This window comes from Mucilaginibacter sp. P4_A11 (assembly GCF_056402535.1).
The window spans coordinates 177,526-196,452 of record NZ_JBFUHE010000002.1 but is presented as its reverse complement, the minus strand read 5'-3'; the positions used below and the strand labels follow the sequence as shown (position 1 = coordinate 196,452).

Below are 18,927 nucleotides of genomic sequence, written 5' to 3'. Positions count from 1 at the left end.
TCATCAAACAAAATATAGCCTAAATAAATTTTTATTTTCGACTTTTTAGTCTAATTTTGATTTGTCAAACAAAAACAACAATGGGCAAAGCAGAAAGAACCAGGCAATTCATTATAGAGACGGCAGCGCCGATCTTTAATGAGAAAGGCATAGCCGGTACGACCATTGATGATATCCTGGCCGCTACAAAAATGGCAAAGGGGGGGCTTTACGGGCATTTTGAAAGCAAGGAGGAAATTGCCAAAGTGATGGTTAATTACCTGCTTGATAAATTAAACGATAAAGTAACAGCCGTTGTAAGTAAGGAAAAGACAGCCATTAAAAAAGTGTTCGCTTTTATTGATCTTTATAAAGACCCGATAAATTCATTTATTGATGGCGGTTGTCCCATACTTAATTTTGGTGTTGAAGCCGACGATAATAACCCTTTGCTTAAACAAAAACTGAAAATTCAGATTGAGGAAGGGCAAAAGATTTTTACCGAAATTATAAACAAGGGTATAGAAGATGGCGAAATATCTGCCGAAATAAATGCCGCAGATTATGCGCTGAAGATGTTTGCCTCGCTGGAAGGAGGGATGCTGGTATCCAGGGTTACAGGGAGTACCAAGTATATGAACAGCCTTGTACGCATGCTTAAAAATGAAATGAAGGAATACGAACTGAAATAATTTTTTTTTTGATTATAAATAGACTTTTAAGTCGATTTTGATCTTGAAGACTAAAACGAATAAACATAGCAGCCGGAAACGGTATTTTTTAAATATAAAAATCGACTAAAAAGTCTAAAAAGCAAAACACAAACAACGATCATGAAAACTCAAAAAGTAATATTAGTTACCGGCGCCTCAAAAGGTTTCGGTTTAGAGATAGCCAAAACTGCACTGGCAGCCGGCGATAAAGTAATAGCAACCGTACGCAGCAAAGCCGACCAGCTTACCGCTTCATTAAATAACGATCCTAACCTGTTGGTGGTAACCATGGATGTAACCAACGAAGCACAGGTTAAAGCTGCCGTAGCTGAAGGTTTATTACGCTTTGGTAAAATCGATGTGGTAATCAATAATGCGGGTTATGGTATTGTGACCGCTATTGAAGAAGCCACCGATGCCGAAGTAAAAGCACAGTATGAAACCAATGTATTTGGCTTATTGAACGTAGTGCGTGCTGTATTGCCTCATTTACGCGCTCAAAAGTCAGGTCATATTATCAATGTTTCTTCACTATTCGGTTTCGGCGCTATTCCGGGCTGGGCTTTATATGGTTCAACCAAGTTTGCGGTTGAAGGTATTTCAAAAGGCCTTGCACTTGAACTTGAGCCGCTTAATATTAAAGTAACCGCAGTTGAACCGGGTTTGTTTAGCACCGACTTTCTGAGCACCGAATCATACAGTGCTTCAAAAAATATCATTGCTGATTACGCTGCCACTGTTGGCCCAATGAGGGCAAGTGCGGATCAGTTACACGGTAATCAACCCGGCGATCCAAAGAAACTGGCCCAGGTGGTAGTTGATATCGCTCATAATGAAAACCCACCGTTACACCTGCCTATCGGTAAAGATGCTGTAGGTATGTATAAAGCTAATGCCGAAAAAACAAACAAGGAAATTGATCAATGGATTGAAGTATCAACCAGTACCGATCACGACCATGTCGCTGCAAATTAATCAATCAAAATTCACTCAATAATAAATCGTAAATATCATGTCAACTAAAAAAATTGCCTTAATAACAGGCGCAAACCGCGGTATAGGATTTGAAACCGCTAAACAATTAGGTGAAAACGGTGTAGCCGTAATAATAGCCGCCCGTAAACTAAACGCTGCCGAAGAAACTGCTGCTCAGCTAACAGCACAAGGTATTGAAGCATACGGCGTTCAGCTTGATGTTACCAATGCCGATGAAAGAACAGCCGTTGCTGCTTACATCGAAGGCAAATTTGGCAAGCTGGATATCCTGGTAAATAACGCAGGGGTTGGTCCAAAGGAAGATGATTTGTTTGCTAAGAAAACTGCTGCTACAACTGCCGATGAGTTCGAGTACATCTTTAATACCAACCTGTTCAGCGTTGTATATTTAACTAACGAGCTACTGCCATTGCTTAAAAAGAGCGAAGCCGGCCGCATCGTTAACTTATCGAGCATTTTAGGTTCGCTTACTTTACATGCTGATCCAACCAGTCCGATAGCTGATTTTAAACGGTTGTCGTACGCGGCATCAAAAACGGCTTTAAATGTGTTTACCGTTCTTTTGGCCGATGAGCTTAAGGATACTAATATCAAAGTAAACTCTGCACATCCGGGCTGGGTACAAACAGAACTGGGCAGTGTTGAACACGCACCTATGACTGTTCCTGACGGCGCCAAAACCAGTGTTGAACTTGCCTTGATAGGCGAAGATGGCCCTAACGGCAAGTTCATCCACCTTGGCGAAGAACTTCCATGGTAAATTGAACTGACCTCAATTGTTTTCTGGAGCGTCGTTACCTTTAACAGGGTGGCGGCGTTTTTTATTAGTTAAATTTTTTTGAGAAATATTTGCGCAAGTAAATGCTTGCATTTATATTTGCAAGCAAATGCTTGCGTAATTATGAAAGCCAGACGAGACGTTTACCAGGCCATAGCCGACCCTACCCGAAGAGCCATCATTAATATGATTGCCTCTCAGCCACATAATGTAAATACTATAGCCGCAAACTTTGATGTTACACGCCAGGCCATTTCACTGCATATCCAGATCCTGGCCGACTGCGGTTTGATTAATGTTAAACAACAAGGCCGTGACCGGATCTGCGAAGCCAGGCTTGACCAACTCGGTGAAATATCTGCCTGGGTTGACCAATATCGTCAGCATTGGGAAAGTAAATTGGATAGTCTTGAGAAATATGTAGCACAACTTAAAAATGAGAGAAATGGAAAACAATCAAAGTAACACTGCCGATCGCGAATTACGCTTAACACGAACATTAGATGCCCCGGTTGAGCTGGTATGGGAAGTTTGGACTCAGCCCGAACATATTGCCGAATGGTGGGGGCCCAACGGTTTCACTAATACCATCAGCAAAATGGAAATTGAACCCGGAGGAGAGTGGGATTTAGTGATGCACGGGCCGGATGGAACTGATTATAAAAATCAGAGTGTTTTTAAAGAGGTTGTTCCGCTTAAAAAGATAGTGTATGAGCATGTAAGTAGCCCGAAGTTTATTGCAACTATTGAGTTTGAGGCAAAAGGTGAGCGAACTTTTCTGAGCTGGCATATGCTTTTTGAATCGCGTGAGCAGTTTGTACAGGTGGTGAAAACGTTTAAAGCTGATGAAGGGTTAAAGCAGAATATTGAAAAGCTGAACCGGTATTTGAAAGATGTAAGCAAGAGATAATCTTTATCAATAACAACATAGATATCTTCTTCTTTTAATTTGTAAAGCGTTATTATCCGATAACGCTTTTTGTTTTTATAGCTATTGACATCTGCACATCCCCATTTTCATCTTCACATCTGAAATTGCACATTTATAATCAAAAATTCTTCCGCTGTTTACCGATGATATTCCGCCGTTCGCCGACTAAAACCGGGTGTACATCTAATTTGCCCGAAACCCCTGTAACGTTTTAAAAATGAGGGCGTCTTATCTGTGTATTAAATGAAATAGAAACACAAATAATTGACAATCAAAATATTAATCATCATGAAAACTACAATATTAACAATCGCAACCTCTTTAGTTTTAGCACTTGGAGTATCAACCGCAGCTAATGCAGCAACCAAAATTGACAACGGCGCAGCCGTAATTTTAAACAATGTAAGCAAGATCAGCAAGATCGAAGTTCGCGGTAACGTTGAAGTATATGTATCAGCAGGAGAAAATGACAATGTTAAAGTTTATAACAAGTATTACTCAGAAAGTGCATTGGTACAAAACAACAATGGTACCTTACGTATCACCTCATATAAAAACGAAAAATTGGTAGTTTGGGTAACTGCAAATGATCTTAAAACTATCAACGCCTATGACAATGCCGAAGTTAAATCATTCGGAAAACTTACAGCCCTTGATCTTAGCGTTAACCTTTATAATAACGCATCAGCTAAATTAAACGTTGACGCTTATGCAGCAACTGTTAACGTTAATGACAAAGCTAAAGCTGAGTTTACCGGTACTGCCGACGTTTACACATTGAACCACACCCGCGAATCATTTGTAAACAATAACGCTTTTGCCGCAGTAAACTTTACCGATAAAGTAACCAACGCTCCTGCTAAGTTCACAGTTGAAAACGAATTTGCAGGTCTTTAATAGCTCACTTTCTTAAAAGTCTATCATATATTCAAAAGCTATCACCCAAAATGTGGTAGCTTTTTTTAATTTTGATGTAACACTAAACCGCCAACTGGCGTCAAACATCCAAACCATGAAAAAATACCTTTCTACCCTCACTATAGCCGGCGCATTAATAACTACGGGCATATTATCATCATGCAACTACAGGTGCGTGCATGGCTCAGGCAATCAAACCACCGAAAAGCGCAAGGCCGAAGATTTTAAAAAAGTAGATATTTCAGGCGCCTTTAAAGTGCACCTGAAACAGGATAGCTCATTAACTATTGATATCAAAGCCGATGACAACCTGATCAAATATATTTCAACTTCGGTTGAAGGCGGAGTATTACACATCAAATCAAGAAAGAATTTCTGTGATCCGGGCGATATGGTGATCAATATAGGCGTTAAAAATCTTGATGAAATAAAGGCATCAGGCGCTGTTGAGGTTAATTCGGACGGTAAACTGAATGCTAAAGATTTTAAGCTTGACCTTTCAGGTGCTACCAAAATAACCCTTGACCTTAATGCCGCCAATGTTTCAACCGATGGCAGCGGTGCCACAGAAGTGCACCTTACTGGCCAGGCCGCATCGCACAAAATAGACCTGAGCGGCGCGGGTAAAATAGAAGCCTTTGATTTTGTTGTAGGCGATTATGATATCGAGACATCAGGCATTGGCCATTGCAAGATCAATGTACTTAAAACGTTGAACGTGCATACCAGCGGCGCGTCTGAAATTCAATACAAAGGCTCTCCATCTACCGTGAACAACGATAAATCGGGGGCTTCATCTATCAAAAAAGTTGACTGATCGACCTTTATAATAATTAACAAAGAGGCCGGGGATATAACTGATTCGCGGCCTTTTTTAATTTTAACCTCCTATCACTAATTAAAAATTTGAATGAAAAAGTTTTTAAAATGGACGGCCTACGTAGTTATAGCGCTTGTTCTTATCGCTGTTGCCGGCATCTCATACATAACGCTGGCATTGCCCAATGTAGGCCAACCCGAAGCTATTAAAGTAGATGCCACACCGCAACGTATAGCCCGCGGTAAGTATCTTGCCAATAATGTAACTGTTTGCCTGGATTGCCACTCCACCAGGAGCTGGGATAAATTTGCAGGTCCTTCGGATTCGACGGTTTTAGGTGCCGGAGGTGAAAAATTTGATGCCTCAGCAGGTTTCCCGGGTACCGTTTATTCACCTAATATTACACCTTTAAATTTAAGCAGCTGGACTGACGGCGAGATCTTCAGGGCAATGACCGCCGGTGTTAAAAAAGATGGCTCGGCCATATTCCCGATAATGCCATGGCCGTACTATGCTAAAATGGATAGGGAAGACCTTTATGCTATCATTGCTTATATGCGTACGTTGAAACCTGTTGGCAAAAACTATCCGGGCCATCAGCTTGATTTTCCACTGAATATTATTGTGCATACCATGCCTCAGAAAGCAGCGTTGGGAAGTATTCCCAGCCCGGCGGATACTATTAAGTATGGAGCTTATTTATTAAACGCCGCCGCCTGTAAAGAATGTCATACCCAATCAGAAAAAGGAAAACTAAATGAAGCTATGGCTTTTGCCGGCGGACAGGGCTACATTGTACCCGGAGGCAGCAAAGTGTTTTCGGCTAATATTACTCCTGATAAAGAAACCGGGATAGGCAGCTGGACAAAGGAGCAGTTTGTAAGCCGGTTCACGCAATACGCCAATGGTAAAGTACAGCCCACTCCCGTAAAACCGGGCGAATTTCAAACCATTATGCCCTGGTGGAGATATGGCAGTATGAAGGTGTCAGATCTGGAAGCGATTTATGCGTATTTGAAAACGATAAAGCCCATCAGTAACCATGTTGTAAAATTTGAAAACAATATAAAATCAACCGCTAATTAAAAATAAATTCATACTTTTGCGCCTCGAATTTTGTATAGCACGGATTAGGTTTTAGGCTATATTTCAAAGGATTAAATTAAATACCCGGTAAAAGATGAATATTACACAGGAAAAAATTAATGACCTGAACGCAGTTGTTAAAATTAACATCAACCCTGAAGATTACCAGCCACGTGTTGAAAAAGCTATAAAGGAAAATGCTAAAAAAGCAAAGCTTCCTGGTTTTCGCCCGGGCATGGTGCCTGCCGCGCACATTAAAAAAATGTACGGTAAAAGCATCCTTGTTGACGAGATCAACAACCTGTTACAAGATACTTTAAATAACTATATCGACGAGCAAAAACTGGCCGTATTAGGTCAGCCTTTACCTGCTATCGATGACAACAAAGAATATAACTGGGACTTTGCCGATAACTTTGAGTTCAAATATGAATTAGGCCTGGCTCCAGAGTTCAGCATCGACTTTTCATCGAAAGATAAATTAACACAATATGTTATTAAAGTTGATGACGAAACGCTGGCTTCAAGGATCAAAAATATCCGTCGTAGCTATGGCAAAATGACAAATCCTGACGTATCGGCAGATGATGATGTTCTTTACAGCGAATTGGTTCAACTTTCGGCTGATGGTAGTGTTTTTGAGGGGGGAATAACCAATACAGCATCTGTACGTTTAGATCAGATCAAAGATGAGGCTATCAAAGCTTCATTGATCGGTTTGAAAAAAGACGATGTATTAACATTCGATATTCGTAAAGCTTTTGATAACGACGCAGCTAAAATTGCCGGTTTATTGAAAATTGAAGAAGACGATGCAGCTGATTTAAGGTCAGATTTTCAATTAACTGTTAAAAACGTTAACCGTTTAGAAGAAAGTGATCTTAACCAGGAGTTCTTTGACAAATTATTTGGTGAAGGTACAGTAACTACAGAAGAGGAATTCAGGACTAAAATTACTGAAGAGCTTGAAAGCATGATGGTTCAGGATGCCGACCGCAAATTGCAGGACGACACGTACAAACTGGCTATTGCTAAAGTTGATTTCGCTCTTCCTGATGAGTTCCTGAAACGCTGGTTAAAAGCTACCAACGAAAAACTGAGCGACGAGGAATTAGAAGGCGGTTACAACGATTTTGCTCAAAACCTGAAATGGACTTTGATCGAGAACAAAGTAATTACTGATAACAGTATCGAAATTAAATACGAAGATGTATTTGAATTAGCTAAGATCCGTTTAGATCAACAGTTCAGAATGTACAGTCCAACTGCGATCCCTGAAGATCAGTTAGGCCAGTACACCGTTCAGTACCTGCAAAACAAAGACAACGCTAACAAAATATTTGAAGAGGTAAAAGCATTAAAGGTATTTGACTATATCAAAAATGTGATCACTTTAGATAAGCAGGATATCCTTTACACTGATTTCAGTGCATTGGTTACAGCGGCACAGTAAGCCTTGAACAGATTATGCATTTTTGCGTAATCTTCTTAAATAAAACACCAAAAGCAACTCACAAGGTTGCTTTTGGTGTTTTATATCCCCAACTCTAAACCCTACCGTCATTGCGAGATACGAAGCAATCTCCGATAGGCAGAGTAGCTATGCAAGTTGACCTGTAGAGTTCGCGATTGCTTCGTGCTTCGCAATGACGGTTGGAAAACCTGCCCGATGTTGATGTTGCGCCCGATGCTGGTGTTGTCACCTGCGCCCGATGTTGGTGTTGTCACCAACATCTCCCCGGCAAGCTCAACTGTTAGTTTTTGACCAAAAAAATCCGGTTTCGTCATTAAGGCCTCATCAAAAAATTACGTAATAAAAACTATCTTGCAAAAAAACTATTGAACTAAAAACTATATTTATCGCGGGTAAGACGCCCGCATTTCCTAACGAACAACAAACAAAAACCATGAGCAGTAATATCGATAAAAACGAATTCAGAAAATATGCTGTTAAGCATCACCGTATTAACAGCCTTTATGTAGATAAGTATATTGGAAGTGTTGAAAGAAGCAGCATGCCTTCTGGTATCACTACCGTACCAACAGGTATGACCCCATATATTCTTGAAGAGCGCCAGCTTAATGTACAGGCAATGGACGTGTTTTCACGATTGATGATGGACCGTATCATCTTCCTTGGCGATGCCATTTATGATAATATTGCAAACATTATCCAGGCTCAATTGCTTTTCTTACAATCAGCCGATGCTAAACGCGATATCCAGATCTATATCAATTCACCTGGTGGTTCGGTTTATGCCGGTTTAGGTATTTATGATACCATGCAGTTTATATCAAATGATGTGGCTACTATTTGTACAGGTATGGCCGCTTCAATGGCTGCTGTATTGTTAGTAGCGGGTACTGAAGGTAAAAGGGCAGCGCTTCCGCATGCAAGAGTAATGATCCACCAGCCATCTGGCGGTGCGCAAGGCCAGCAGTCGGACATTGAGATCACCTACCAGGAGATCACCAAATTGAAAAAAGAGCTGTACCAGATCATTGCTGATCACAGCGGTGCACCTTACCAAAAAGTTTGGGATGCATCTGACCGCGACTACTGGATGATTGCAGAAGAAGCCAAAGAATTTGGTATGGTTGACGAAATATTAAAAGGTAACAAAGGAAAATAATTTTTAGTCCTGAGTTCTAAGTCTTAAGTTTGAAGTCAGAAAAAAATGACTTTAGGCTTAAGACTTAGTACTTATGGTGACTAACTTTGTTTTCTGTCACTAATTATTTAACTTTGAGTAAGAAAACGAATCAGATGAATAAAAACAGCAAGGAGATCAGGTGTTCATTTTGCGGTGCTGGTAAACAGGATTCCCTGATGTTAATAGCAGGACTTGATGCACACATTTGCGATAAGTGTGTGAACCAGGCCAATGAAATATTGGCAGAGGAGTTGAAGGTGCGTAAAGTGAAGTCATCGCCTCTGGCACCGGCCTTGCTTAAGCCGTCAGAAATGAAAGCCCACCTTGACCAATATGTTATCGGTCAGGATGATGCCAAAAAGATACTTTCTGTAGCTGTATACAATCACTACAAACGCTTAAACCAGCGTATTGATAAAGATGAAGTTGAGATTGAAAAATCAAACATCATCATGGTAGGTGAAACAGGTACAGGTAAAACCCTGCTTGCCAAAACACTTGCCAAAGTACTTAACGTTCCGTTTTGCATTTGCGATGCCACTGTATTAACCGAAGCCGGTTATGTAGGGGAGGACGTTGAAAGTATTCTTACCCGTTTGCTGCAATCAGCCGATTATGATGTAACCCTTGCCGAAAAAGGTATTGTTTACATTGATGAGGTTGATAAAATAGCACGTAAAAGCGATAATGCTTCTATAACCCGTGATGTATCCGGCGAAGGTGTACAACAGGCGTTATTAAAGATACTGGAAGGTACCATGGTTAACGTACCACCACAAGGCGGCCGTAAACATCCTGATCAGAAAATGATCACGGTGAATACCAGCAACATCCTCTTCATTTGCGGTGGCGCTTTTGATGGTATTGAAAGGAAGATAGCCAATCGTCTGCGTACGCAAACTGTTGGTTACAAATTTAAAAACGACGAAGGTGATATCGACACCAAAAACTTCTATAAATATATCACCCCGCAGGATTTGAAATCATTTGGTTTGATTCCTGAGTTGATAGGCCGTTTGCCGGTGCTTACCTACCTCAACCCGCTTGATAGGGAAGCACTGCACAATATCCTGACAGAGCCTAAAAACTCATTATTGAAACAGTACAAAAAGCTGTTTGAATACGAAGGTGTGAAGCTTGATTTTGAAGACGAGGTATTGGAGTTTATTGTTGACAAAGCAATGGAATTTAAACTTGGTGCAAGGGGCTTACGCTCCATATGCGAAGCTATAATGATTGATGCCATGTTTGAGTTCCCCTCTAAAAAAGATGTGAAACGGTTAAACGTAACATTGGATTACGCACACGAGAAGTTTGAAAAATCTGATCTGAAAAAGTTAAAAGTAGCTTAACGCGCAGTATATAAGTAACACTTATATTTATTAAAAAATAAAGCGGCCCTGGTTATCATACCGGGGTTTGCTGTATAAAAACAAATCATATGAACGAAGAATTAAACATTAAAAAAGACGGAGATGCCTTACCACCGCCGGTGAAAGAAGTGCAATCGCCCGTAAAATCAGGATTAAAAACAAAAGAAGCAATTGTAGCCAATTGGCTGCCGCGCTACACCGGCCGGCCGCTTGAAGCATTTGGTGAGTATATTATCCTCACCAATTTTTCAAAGTACATCCAGTTGTTTTCGCAATGGCATGATAATGCACCTATCATGGGGCTTGAAAAACCGATGCAAAGCGTTACAGCCAACGGTATCACCATTATTAACTTTGGTATGGGCAGTTCGGTTGCAGCTACGGTTATGGACCTGCTTACTGCCATTCACCCAAAAGCGGTAATATTTTTGGGTAAATGCGGCGGCCTTAAAAAGAAGAACAACGTTGGCGACCTGATCCTGCCGATAGCTGCCATCCGTGGTGAAGGCACATCGAACGATTATATGCCGCAGGAAGTACCCGCACTGCCGTCATTTGCGCTGCAGAAAGCTATCTCAACTACCATTCGTGACTACTCACGCGATTACTGGACTGGTACCTGCTATACCACCAACCGCCGCGTTTGGGAGCATGATAAAGTATTTAAGAAATACCTTAAAGATCTGCGTGCCATGGCTGTTGATATGGAAACAGCAACCATATTTACTACAGGCTTTGCCAACAAGATCCCTACAGGGGCGCTGTTGCTTGTATCAGATCAGCCGATGATCCCTGAAGGTGTTAAAACCGCCGAAAGCGACTCATCAGTAACCGAGCAGTTTGTTGAAACACACCTGCATATCGGCATCGAGTCGTTAAAGCAGTTAATCAATAATGGATTAACGGTTAAGCATCTTAAATTCTAAGGAACCATGATTTTTAGGATTTAAGGATTGCCTGATGGATTATGATATCAAGAAATCCTTAAATCAGGGAAATCAAGGTTCTAATTAATGACCACCCTCTTCATCCCCTCTCTGCCGTAAAATACGGGGAAATACATCATTTCGGCTTTGGCCGGATTTAGGGTGTATTTACCGTTGTAACGGGGGATGAGGTTTACGGTGAATGTATATTTGCCCTGTTTAAGGCTGCGGCAAAATATACTTACCTTCTCTTTAAAATACTCGCGGTGCGCTTCATTGTTTTCCCATTGCTGTTCCTTGCTTTCGTACGAGCATCCGGCAGGTATCGGGATCTCTATCATCACAAAATCAGCATCACCGCGGGCTGTTACCTCTGCTTTTAATAACACCGGTTCACCGCCTTTTAAGGTGGTTACTGCTTTCTCTTTGCGCTCAAACCAGGTGTTTACCGTAAAATCTTTACTCACCTTTTCAGGCTTGTTGTTCCAGAACTGCTGGTAACCGGTAATGTATACAGGCAGACTGCCGGTTTTGCTGATACTGATCGTTTTATCAGTTAATGTTGCAGAATATGGGAACTTACTGATAGTTTTTGTATCGGTGCCTGTAAGCGTGATCTGTGACGGTTTAACCTGCTTGTTTTCAATCAGCAAGTCAGGAAGTATTGTTTCCAGGATCAGCGCCGATTCATAAGTGTTACGCCAATCACCAAGGCGGCGTTGTTCAAGGAAATAACCGCGGATCTTGTCGAGCAACTCAGGATGCCTGCCATCGTTTTTGATGATGCGATAGGCTAATACACTTAACTGTACCGAATTGTCAAAAAAACGATAGCCATCCTCGCCCCAATAAACGTTACCAAACATGGTGTGTTTGCTTGTATTAAGCAAACTGTCCATTTTTATGGGTAGTGCCGATTCCTGCCGTAGTAACATCATTCTTAATTTATCATAGCCTGATAATTTATAGTCGAAGTTTTTTTGATCCTTAGCCTGTTCTTTTTCAATGCCTGTTACATACCTCTGATAATCAACTTTAGCCCCCAGTTTATGAAGCAACTGAAGGCAAAGTATTTTGTCCCTGCGCTTATAACTTTCCAGTTGATAAATGAGGTAGTCGGTTAGTTTTTGTTTGTCCAAATCAATTGTGTAACCCTCTTTTTGGGCATCTACAAGCGCTTCTACCACATGCAGGCTGATCCAAAGTTCCTCGTTGCTATCTTTCCACCAGCCCCAGGTACCATTGCTCTTACGGTTCTCCTTTAGCTTTTTAATTACATCGTTTATATTTCTTTCATATTTAAATTCCTCGCCTAGAAACCTTTTAATACGTCGTTCCATGAGCAGGCCTTTAAGCTTTGATGCAAGCTGCTCATTGCATAGGTATTTATATTCCCTTAGTTTGCGGGTCTCTTCTGTTAAAGCAGGTAATACAGATGCCTCGGCCCGGAAAGTGACTGGGCCTAATGCCGGATCAAATTTCATGTTTACTGTGGTATCGCGGTTGAGGGCTTCAAAAATGCCTTTAGTTTCTTTAACACCCTGCGGTATTACCGGGATCTTGCGTTGCTCGCCATCAAAATAGCCATTGTCCCGTTTAATGGTATATTCAAAACTGAGGCTGTCGGCAGGAGTAGCAGCAGCAGTTATGGTAAGTGTATCTATTTTAGAATTTTTAACCTCCAGTTCGTCCTGCTTCAGCGTTTGGCCGTTGTATTTAAAAATACGGGTAAGCTTTGCAGCGGTATTGTTGTAGTTCATAACCTTACCTATCAGGCTCATTTCATCGCCTGCAACGGCAAACTGCGGTGCGATGAAGTTGGCGCTTAATGGTTTAAACGATTTGATGCTGCTTTGAGTAAAGCCGGTTTGCCTGTTGCCTGTGATGCCGATGATAAATGTTCGCCAGTTGGTGATATCATCAGGGTAAGTAACCATGAAGCTGGCTTTGCCATGCTCGTCGGTAGTGAGTTTAGGTTGCCAGTAGGCGTAGTCAGAAAAGTTTTTGCGCATGGTTTCCGAGCTGCCGGTTTGTATACTGTCGGCTCTTTGGCCTCCGGCTAAACCCGGTTTAGTCTTGGTTCTGATCACAATGACGCCATTTGCACCACGGGCTCCATATATGGCCGTGGCGGCAGCGTCTTTCAATACACTAATTTCCGCAATGTCATCTTTATTGATATCAGATAGTTTATCCACGATCTCGCCATCCACCACAATCAGCGGCTGGGCCGACGGTGATGAACTAATGCCCCTGATCATGATATTGGCTCCGTTACCTACTGTCAGGCCGGCAAGCCCGCCATCTAAGGATGATACGGTTGCTATGGCTCCTGTAATATCTGCTTTTCGTTGCACGCCATACCCAACGACCACTACCTCCTGCAATGATTTTGAGCTTGATTTTAAGACAATCTTAACAGTTGCGCCGGGTTGGATACTTACTTCCTGTGTTTCGTAGCCTATAAAGCTCACAAGGAGTTTACCAGTTTTAGGTACTTTTAATTTAAAGCGCCCGGCTGCATCCGTGAGTGTTCCTGTTGATGAACCTTTTACCCTTATAGTTACACCGGGTACAGCTAATTTATCATCACTGGCGATAACTGTGCCGTTCATCATGTAGCCAAAATTGCCGGTATCAAGGTATTTTTCGTTAAACGCTTCTTTTATTTTCAGGGCATCGTTTTCTATTTCACGGTCTCCGTGATTATAGCTGCCTGTCCGGTTATTGATAATGTTGCTGATTCGGATGCCCACCGAATCTTTGCCATGGGTGGGCAATACCGTAAAGTTGTAAAAATTAGTGCCGTTTGTTTTTATAGCTACGTTTTCTTTAATATCATAGCTATCACCTTTAAGCAAAAATAAAATCCTGTACCTGCCGGCGTTTAGGTTATTAACATAATTGGTATTGCCGGGATAGATCATTATAAAGTCCGGATCATCATATTTATAAATGATCATGTTTTTGATCAGCATTTTTTTGTCTTTAGGCTGATCGATGTTCATGCTTAGTTTACCTGTTTCGCCTGTGATAGTGGGGTTTACAAACAGCTGCTGGGTGTTGCTGCGCAGATCAAGATATTGCTGCCAGATACTTTCGGCCTCGGGCAGGGTAAGTACCTGTTGGGTGTAATCATCGGCAGGACCATGGTATGACGACAGTATAGGGTTGAAGGGATAGGCAGTAGGGAGGCTTTTTTGTTTGATAAGGCCGGGCTCGAACAGAAATGAGTAGCCTGGCTCAGTAACAAAATATCGGGAGCCGCTGCCCTGTACATCTAAATTGGCAAAGTTTTCAGCTAATGGCCCTATAAGTACATCGTTATTTCGATAGCCATAGTTGGGATTGGGATTGACCATAAATAGTCTTTCGTTTTGGGTAAGCAGGGCCATCTTTGAGCCAAAATTATTGATAACGGTGATCAGGTAACGGTTGATCAGGTCACATTCATAAGTACTCAGCGTATCCAAAACCTTTGTTGAGTGTGCATTGTCGGCATTAATGCTAAAGATCAGCTTTTTCGATTTTTGCACATCTACGCTATCCACCCAAATGTTTTGGTGGCTGGTCCTGAACCTGAACATGTGTTTGCCCGGCGATACCAGGAAGCTATAGCGTTTAAGCTGCTGCGTTTGGTCGAAGTAAACCGGCCTGTCATCAACGTAAAGAATATGCACAGGCAGCACGTCTCCGTTTTTTATCACAAAAGGCGCTACCTGGGTTAGCGAGTCTTTGGCATCTTCTTCAACCTGGTAAATTTTGCTGGGATGGGTAAACTGGTAGTAAGCAATACTGTCGAGCCCCATTTCCTTGCTCCAGCGTTTCCAGTTGAGCTGTAATGAGCCATCGCTGTTTACGCTGCCGGTATTAAAACCTTGTTTTTGCTTGCGATAAGCAAAACCTTTGCCAAGGTAGGGCACGTAAGGTGTCTTGTAGTCGGTAAACTTACTCGTCATTGACCAGGCCGTTAAATCGGCATTGGCTACAGGCTGGCCTTTGGCATCGGTAACCACTATGTCGGTTTTAGTCTGTTGTCCCGGATAAACGGATACCGGTTGACGAACGTTGATGGTTAACAGCTTATCGCGGTACATAATATCAGTGGCCTCGGTTTTGCTTTCACCAGCCCAGATATAATGCACCTGGAAGTTTACAAGGTTTTGATCATTATAAGCACGTGTATAAAACAGGTTATCGGCCTGCCCGGCATCAATTAATTTATTGCCGCCAAATACCGAGTACCAGAAATGCAGGTGCCGCGGATTTTCAACCTTTACAAACACCGAGTCGGGGGTACGGTAGCCTGATAGCGAGATGTCGCCGTTATTGTCTTTCAGATCCAGATCAGCATAGGCGCTGTCTGTTTCAATATCGTAGCTATTGGCATAAGGATTAATGATAGTTTTAGAGGGGAGCATTACCCTGATCCTGGATATGGTATCGTACTTAACGTTTAAGGCGCTGATGGTGGCCATAGTTTGTATGGCCTTACCATTGTCAAAGGCGTTACTGATCAATGTATCACCGTTTAATTTGGTGGTTACACTAAACCGGCTGTACCGGTAACTCATATCGTTATCTGCCGATTGCTGTTCGTTATTGCTGTTCAAAAATTCTGAATTAATGGTGTAAGTAACATTTGCTTTCGGGAAAATAGAATCAGGGATAATTAGTTTGGTTTCGCCAACCGGGTCAAGCTGTAGCTGATGTGTCCAAAGCTGGTCGGGAACAAAGATGTAGTTTTGCTGATGCGTACCGGTGCCACGGGTGTTGAGTGTAACGATAACCCGGCCATCCGTAACCGGCAGATTATTTTCATCGACAGCTTTTAAATATAATGTAGTCGGGTTTCCGGGCCCGTGTTCTTCCTTATCAACCCTGGTGCTGAAGGTTATTGATTTAAGCTCGTACTCTTCATATTTAAACTGACCGGTCAGGAAAACCTTACGTTTGGCTAAAAAGCCCTGATCGTCATTGCCATCATAATCATCAAGTTTGTATTTTTCGCTTGATGGGTCTTCGAGCGAGATGGTATAATCTTCATCAAGCGAAAGGTCGAGGCTATCAGTAAGCGCAAAACTATATTCATAAGCTCCATCGCGATAGCTGTTTACTTTGCCGATGATCTTACCATCTTCATCATATCGTTCTTTGAGCCGCACTAAAAGCTGAGCTGCGATTACAGGCCGTTTTGATTTTTTATTTAAGATAAAAGCTTTGAATTTTACCGTATCATGCGGTTTATAAATGGCCTTGTTAAATACCATGAAGCCCTCGTAGTTGTAGTTGGGTTGGCGGCTGTAATATTGACCGTGTCCCTTAAACAGGTTTTTAAAACGTTTCCATGTAGCTTTAAAAAAGCTCATGTGGCGGTACGGATTGTAACGATAATAAGAAGAGCGCTGCTGCTTTTTTATAGCATAATAGTTGGTTACGCCTGCATAATCAACTTTCAGGATAGTATCTCTTTTTGAAGGATTGGCTATATACAAACCGGCTTTTGAATCATAAGTAACGGTATGATTGTTAAATTGCACTAAAGCATTGTTAATGGCTTTGCCTGCCTGATCAACCAAAATAAAGCGGAGATCATAGTTATTAGCCAGCAGCTTTAAATTGGCAGATCGGTTTTCGATAAGAGCGTAACTCAGCAAATTCTTTTTGGCAACTACTTTCAAATAGTTACCGGGAGGGAGGGTATTGTTCCATTTATCGTTTGTTTTAAACGAATCAATGGGATTGCGTAATATTTGATCGTCGGGGTTTTTACGCGGGTAGCGGTAAAATTTAAACACATCATCGGCCGTTATTTTATAGATATAAGTATGATAGCTGCTTTGCCGGCTTGGCGTAAGCGGCTTTTGCGCAAATGCGGCAGTTATACAAAAACTTAAGATGCTGAAAAATAATAACGATCTTTTTATTGGTGCCTGCATGTTTAGGTATATTTTGTGGTAATTACCACCGGTTTAAATTTATTACATTTATGTTTGTCTGTTTATAGGATGCACATCTATTTACTATTCCATAAAAGAAATATCATTTAAGAAACTTATTTTTGAGGCGTAACCCTGCTATATATACCGGGTTAGTAGAGATTTAAATTATGTGGTACAATAACATACTCGATACCATTGGCAATACGCCGCTGGTAAAACTGAATAAAGTAGCAAAAGACATCCCTGCTACCGTTTTAGCCAAGATAGAGACAACCAACCCAGGCAACTCCATTAAAGACCGTATGGCCCTTAAAATGATTGAGGACGCCGAAAAAAGCGGCAAGCTTAAACCCGGCGGAACCATTATTGAAGGTACATCGGGTAATACCGGTATGGGCCTGGCCATTGCTGCGGTAATAAAAGGCTATAAATGTATTTTTACCAGTACCGATAAACAATCAAAAGAAAAATTTGATGCCCTGCGTGCTTTCGGTGCCGAAGTAATTGTTTGTCCAACCAATGTGGAGCCGGAAGATCCACGATCATACTATTCGGTATCATCACGCCTGGAGCGGGAAGTGCCTAATTCATGGAAGCCCAACCAGTACGATAACCTGAGTAATTCGCAGGCGCATTACGAAAGTACCGGCCCGGAAATCTGGGAGCAAACCGAAGGAAAGGTAACACATCTTATTGCAGGTGTAGGTACAGGTGGTACTATATCAGGCATTGCCCGCTACCTGAAGGAAAAGAACCCGGCCATTCAGATTTTAGGTATTGATACTTATGGCTCTGTATTTAAAAAATACAAGGAAACCGGTGTTTTTGATAAATACGAGATCTATCCATACATCACCGAAGGTATAGGCGAAGATTTTCTGCCGCAAAACGTTGATTTTAACCTGATCGATCACTTTGAAAAGGTAACCGATAAAGATGCCGCCCTAATGACCCGCGAGATTGCCCGTAAGGAAGGGATATTCTCTGGTAACTCAACCGGTTCGGCAGTGGCAGGTTTGCTGCAGATGAAGGATAAGTTTAAGGAAGGCGATGTAGTGGTAATCATTTTCCCTGACCACGGCACACGTTATCTCGGTAAAATGTACAACGATGACTGGCTGCGCGACCGTGGTTTCCTGAAAGACGAAAAGTTAACAGCCCGCGATATCATCAGCAAAAAAGACGTGCAGGAAATTATTACCATTGATTGCGAAAAGAGCGTACTGGAGGCTATCAATACCATCAAATCGCTTAATATCTCGCAGATCCCGGTTACGCAAAAAGGTATGGTAATAGGTAAGATCACCGAAAGCGATATCCTTGATTCGCTGATCGAGAACCCATCCATCAAATCGCAGCCGATCAAAAACATCACCACTGCACCGTTCCCCTTTGTTGATCTGAATACCTCGATAGACAGAATTTCGGCCATGATCAATAAAGATAATATTGCGGTACTGGTTGAAGATGGGAATGGTAAAATTGAGATCATTACTCAGTATGATATTATAAACGCTATATCGGCTTAGGAGGTTAAAGGCGAAAGGTTAAAGGTAAAAGGTGTTGTGCTGGTAGCATGACGCCTTTTTTGTTATATTCAGATAATGAAATATTCAACTTTTGCATTTCTGATTCTGCTGCCCCTTTTTGGTCATTCGCAAAAACGCACTTTGCTTGGGCCTAAAGTGGCCACGGATGAACTTAAAGAAGCACTAACAAATAAAAAAGACAAACAGGTTTTTTAATAGTGCTTTCGGCGAAGGATGGCAGGGTTGTTAGGCTGACACATTACAAATGATAAATAAGTCTTT

Annotated in this window: 15 protein-coding genes; 14 read left to right on the top strand and 1 reads right to left on the bottom strand. The window is 41.7% G+C overall.

Annotated features, from left to right (window positions below):
- Positions 1-80 precede the first annotated feature (80 nt).
- From AC1DUD_RS04660 to AC1DUD_RS04605, 12 genes are all read left to right on the top strand, one after another.
- Positions 81-671 (top strand): TetR/AcrR family transcriptional regulator, encoded by a 591-nt coding sequence (locus AC1DUD_RS04660; protein WP_477372108.1) that lies wholly within the window; start codon positions 81-83, stop codon positions 669-671.
- 141 nt (positions 672-812) lie between these two features.
- The gene (locus AC1DUD_RS04655) at positions 813-1,667 is read left to right on the top strand and encodes an oxidoreductase (protein ID WP_477372106.1); all 855 of its coding nucleotides are present in this window, start codon (positions 813-815) and stop codon (positions 1,665-1,667) included.
- 37 nt (positions 1,668-1,704) lie between these two features.
- A complete protein-coding gene (locus AC1DUD_RS04650) occupies positions 1,705-2,448 on the top strand; it encodes an SDR family oxidoreductase (protein WP_477372104.1) in 744 nt (247 codons plus the stop codon).
- A gap of 141 nt (positions 2,449-2,589) precedes the next feature.
- Positions 2,590-2,931, top strand: coding sequence for an ArsR/SmtB family transcription factor (locus AC1DUD_RS04645; RefSeq protein ID WP_377025129.1), 342 nt, complete (start codon positions 2,590-2,592; stop codon positions 2,929-2,931).
- The gene (locus AC1DUD_RS04640; protein ID WP_477372101.1) at positions 2,912-3,376 is read left to right on the top strand and encodes an SRPBCC family protein; all 465 of its coding nucleotides are present in this window, start codon (positions 2,912-2,914) and stop codon (positions 3,374-3,376) included. Before AC1DUD_RS04645 ends, AC1DUD_RS04640 begins: the two co-directional genes overlap by 20 nt.
- Positions 3,377-3,685: 309 nt before the next feature.
- Complete coding sequence (locus AC1DUD_RS04635; protein ID WP_477372099.1) at positions 3,686-4,294, top strand: GIN domain-containing protein; 609 nt, start codon at positions 3,686-3,688, stop codon at positions 4,292-4,294.
- A gap of 115 nt (positions 4,295-4,409) precedes the next feature.
- Positions 4,410-5,132, top strand: coding sequence for a head GIN domain-containing protein (locus AC1DUD_RS04630; protein ID WP_477372097.1), 723 nt, complete (start codon positions 4,410-4,412; stop codon positions 5,130-5,132).
- 93 nt (positions 5,133-5,225) lie between these two features.
- Positions 5,226-6,221, top strand: a complete 996-nt coding sequence (locus tag AC1DUD_RS04625) for a cytochrome C (protein WP_477372095.1) — start codon at positions 5,226-5,228, stop codon at positions 6,219-6,221.
- Positions 6,222-6,315: 94 nt separating this feature from the next.
- Positions 6,316-7,674, top strand: a complete 1,359-nt coding sequence (gene tig, locus AC1DUD_RS04620) for a trigger factor (protein ID WP_477372093.1) — start codon at positions 6,316-6,318, stop codon at positions 7,672-7,674.
- 454 nt (positions 7,675-8,128) lie between these two features.
- Positions 8,129-8,854, top strand: coding sequence for an ATP-dependent Clp protease proteolytic subunit (locus AC1DUD_RS04615; RefSeq protein ID WP_091211419.1), 726 nt, complete (start codon positions 8,129-8,131; stop codon positions 8,852-8,854).
- Between the two features lie 134 nt (positions 8,855-8,988).
- The gene (gene clpX / locus AC1DUD_RS04610; protein ID WP_091211420.1) at positions 8,989-10,227 is read left to right on the top strand and encodes an ATP-dependent Clp protease ATP-binding subunit ClpX; all 1,239 of its coding nucleotides are present in this window, start codon (positions 8,989-8,991) and stop codon (positions 10,225-10,227) included.
- Between the two features lie 89 nt (positions 10,228-10,316).
- Positions 10,317-11,174: an AMP nucleosidase gene (locus AC1DUD_RS04605; RefSeq protein ID WP_477372091.1), complete on the top strand. Its 858-nt coding sequence runs from the start codon at positions 10,317-10,319 to the stop codon at positions 11,172-11,174.
- Between the two features lie 80 nt (positions 11,175-11,254).
- On the opposite strand, the gene AC1DUD_RS04600 is transcribed toward AC1DUD_RS04605, so the two are convergent.
- Positions 11,255-17,113, bottom strand: a complete 5,859-nt coding sequence (locus AC1DUD_RS04600; RefSeq protein ID WP_477372089.1) for a carboxypeptidase-like regulatory domain-containing protein — start codon at positions 17,111-17,113, stop codon at positions 11,255-11,257.
- Positions 17,114-17,283: 170 nt separating this feature from the next.
- Here AC1DUD_RS04600 and AC1DUD_RS04595 point away from each other — a divergent pair, with 170 nt between their 5' ends.
- Together AC1DUD_RS04595 and AC1DUD_RS04590 are read left to right on the top strand one after the other, a co-directional pair.
- Positions 17,284-18,645 carry a pyridoxal-phosphate dependent enzyme gene (locus tag AC1DUD_RS04595; protein WP_477372087.1) on the top strand — a complete coding sequence of 454 codons (1,362 nt, stop codon included), beginning with the start codon at positions 17,284-17,286 and terminating at the stop codon, positions 18,643-18,645.
- A gap of 75 nt (positions 18,646-18,720) precedes the next feature.
- Entirely contained in the window at positions 18,721-18,861 is a 141-nt protein-coding gene (locus AC1DUD_RS04590) for a hypothetical protein (RefSeq protein ID WP_477372085.1), read from the top strand.
- Positions 18,862-18,927 lie beyond the last annotated feature (66 nt).

Excerpts from the sequence above, each read along its gene's own strand:
- AC1DUD_RS04660 (WP_477372108.1), top strand. The coding sequence starts at position 81 with ATGGGCAAAGCAGAAAGAACCAGGCAATTCATTATAGAGACGGCAGCG.
- AC1DUD_RS04655 (WP_477372106.1), top strand. The coding sequence starts at position 813 with ATGAAAACTCAAAAAGTAATATTAGTTACCGGCGCCTCAAAAGGTTTC.
- AC1DUD_RS04650 (WP_477372104.1), top strand. The coding sequence starts at position 1,705 with ATGTCAACTAAAAAAATTGCCTTAATAACAGGCGCAAACCGCGGTATA.
- AC1DUD_RS04645 (WP_377025129.1), top strand. The coding sequence starts at position 2,590 with ATGAAAGCCAGACGAGACGTTTACCAGGCCATAGCCGACCCTACCCGA.
- AC1DUD_RS04640 (WP_477372101.1), top strand. The coding sequence starts at position 2,912 with ATGGAAAACAATCAAAGTAACACTGCCGATCGCGAATTACGCTTAACA.
- AC1DUD_RS04635 (WP_477372099.1), top strand. The coding sequence starts at position 3,686 with ATGAAAACTACAATATTAACAATCGCAACCTCTTTAGTTTTAGCACTT.
- AC1DUD_RS04630 (WP_477372097.1), top strand. The coding sequence starts at position 4,410 with ATGAAAAAATACCTTTCTACCCTCACTATAGCCGGCGCATTAATAACT.
- AC1DUD_RS04625 (WP_477372095.1), top strand. The coding sequence starts at position 5,226 with ATGAAAAAGTTTTTAAAATGGACGGCCTACGTAGTTATAGCGCTTGTT.
- tig (WP_477372093.1), top strand. The coding sequence starts at position 6,316 with ATGAATATTACACAGGAAAAAATTAATGACCTGAACGCAGTTGTTAAA.
- AC1DUD_RS04615 (WP_091211419.1), top strand. The coding sequence starts at position 8,129 with ATGAGCAGTAATATCGATAAAAACGAATTCAGAAAATATGCTGTTAAG.
- clpX (WP_091211420.1), top strand. The coding sequence starts at position 8,989 with ATGAATAAAAACAGCAAGGAGATCAGGTGTTCATTTTGCGGTGCTGGT.
- AC1DUD_RS04605 (WP_477372091.1), top strand. The coding sequence starts at position 10,317 with ATGAACGAAGAATTAAACATTAAAAAAGACGGAGATGCCTTACCACCG.
- AC1DUD_RS04600 (WP_477372089.1), bottom strand. The coding sequence starts at position 17,113 with ATGCAGGCACCAATAAAAAGATCGTTATTATTTTTCAGCATCTTAAGT.
- AC1DUD_RS04595 (WP_477372087.1), top strand. The coding sequence starts at position 17,284 with ATGTGGTACAATAACATACTCGATACCATTGGCAATACGCCGCTGGTA.
- AC1DUD_RS04590 (WP_477372085.1), top strand. The coding sequence starts at position 18,721 with ATGAAATATTCAACTTTTGCATTTCTGATTCTGCTGCCCCTTTTTGGT.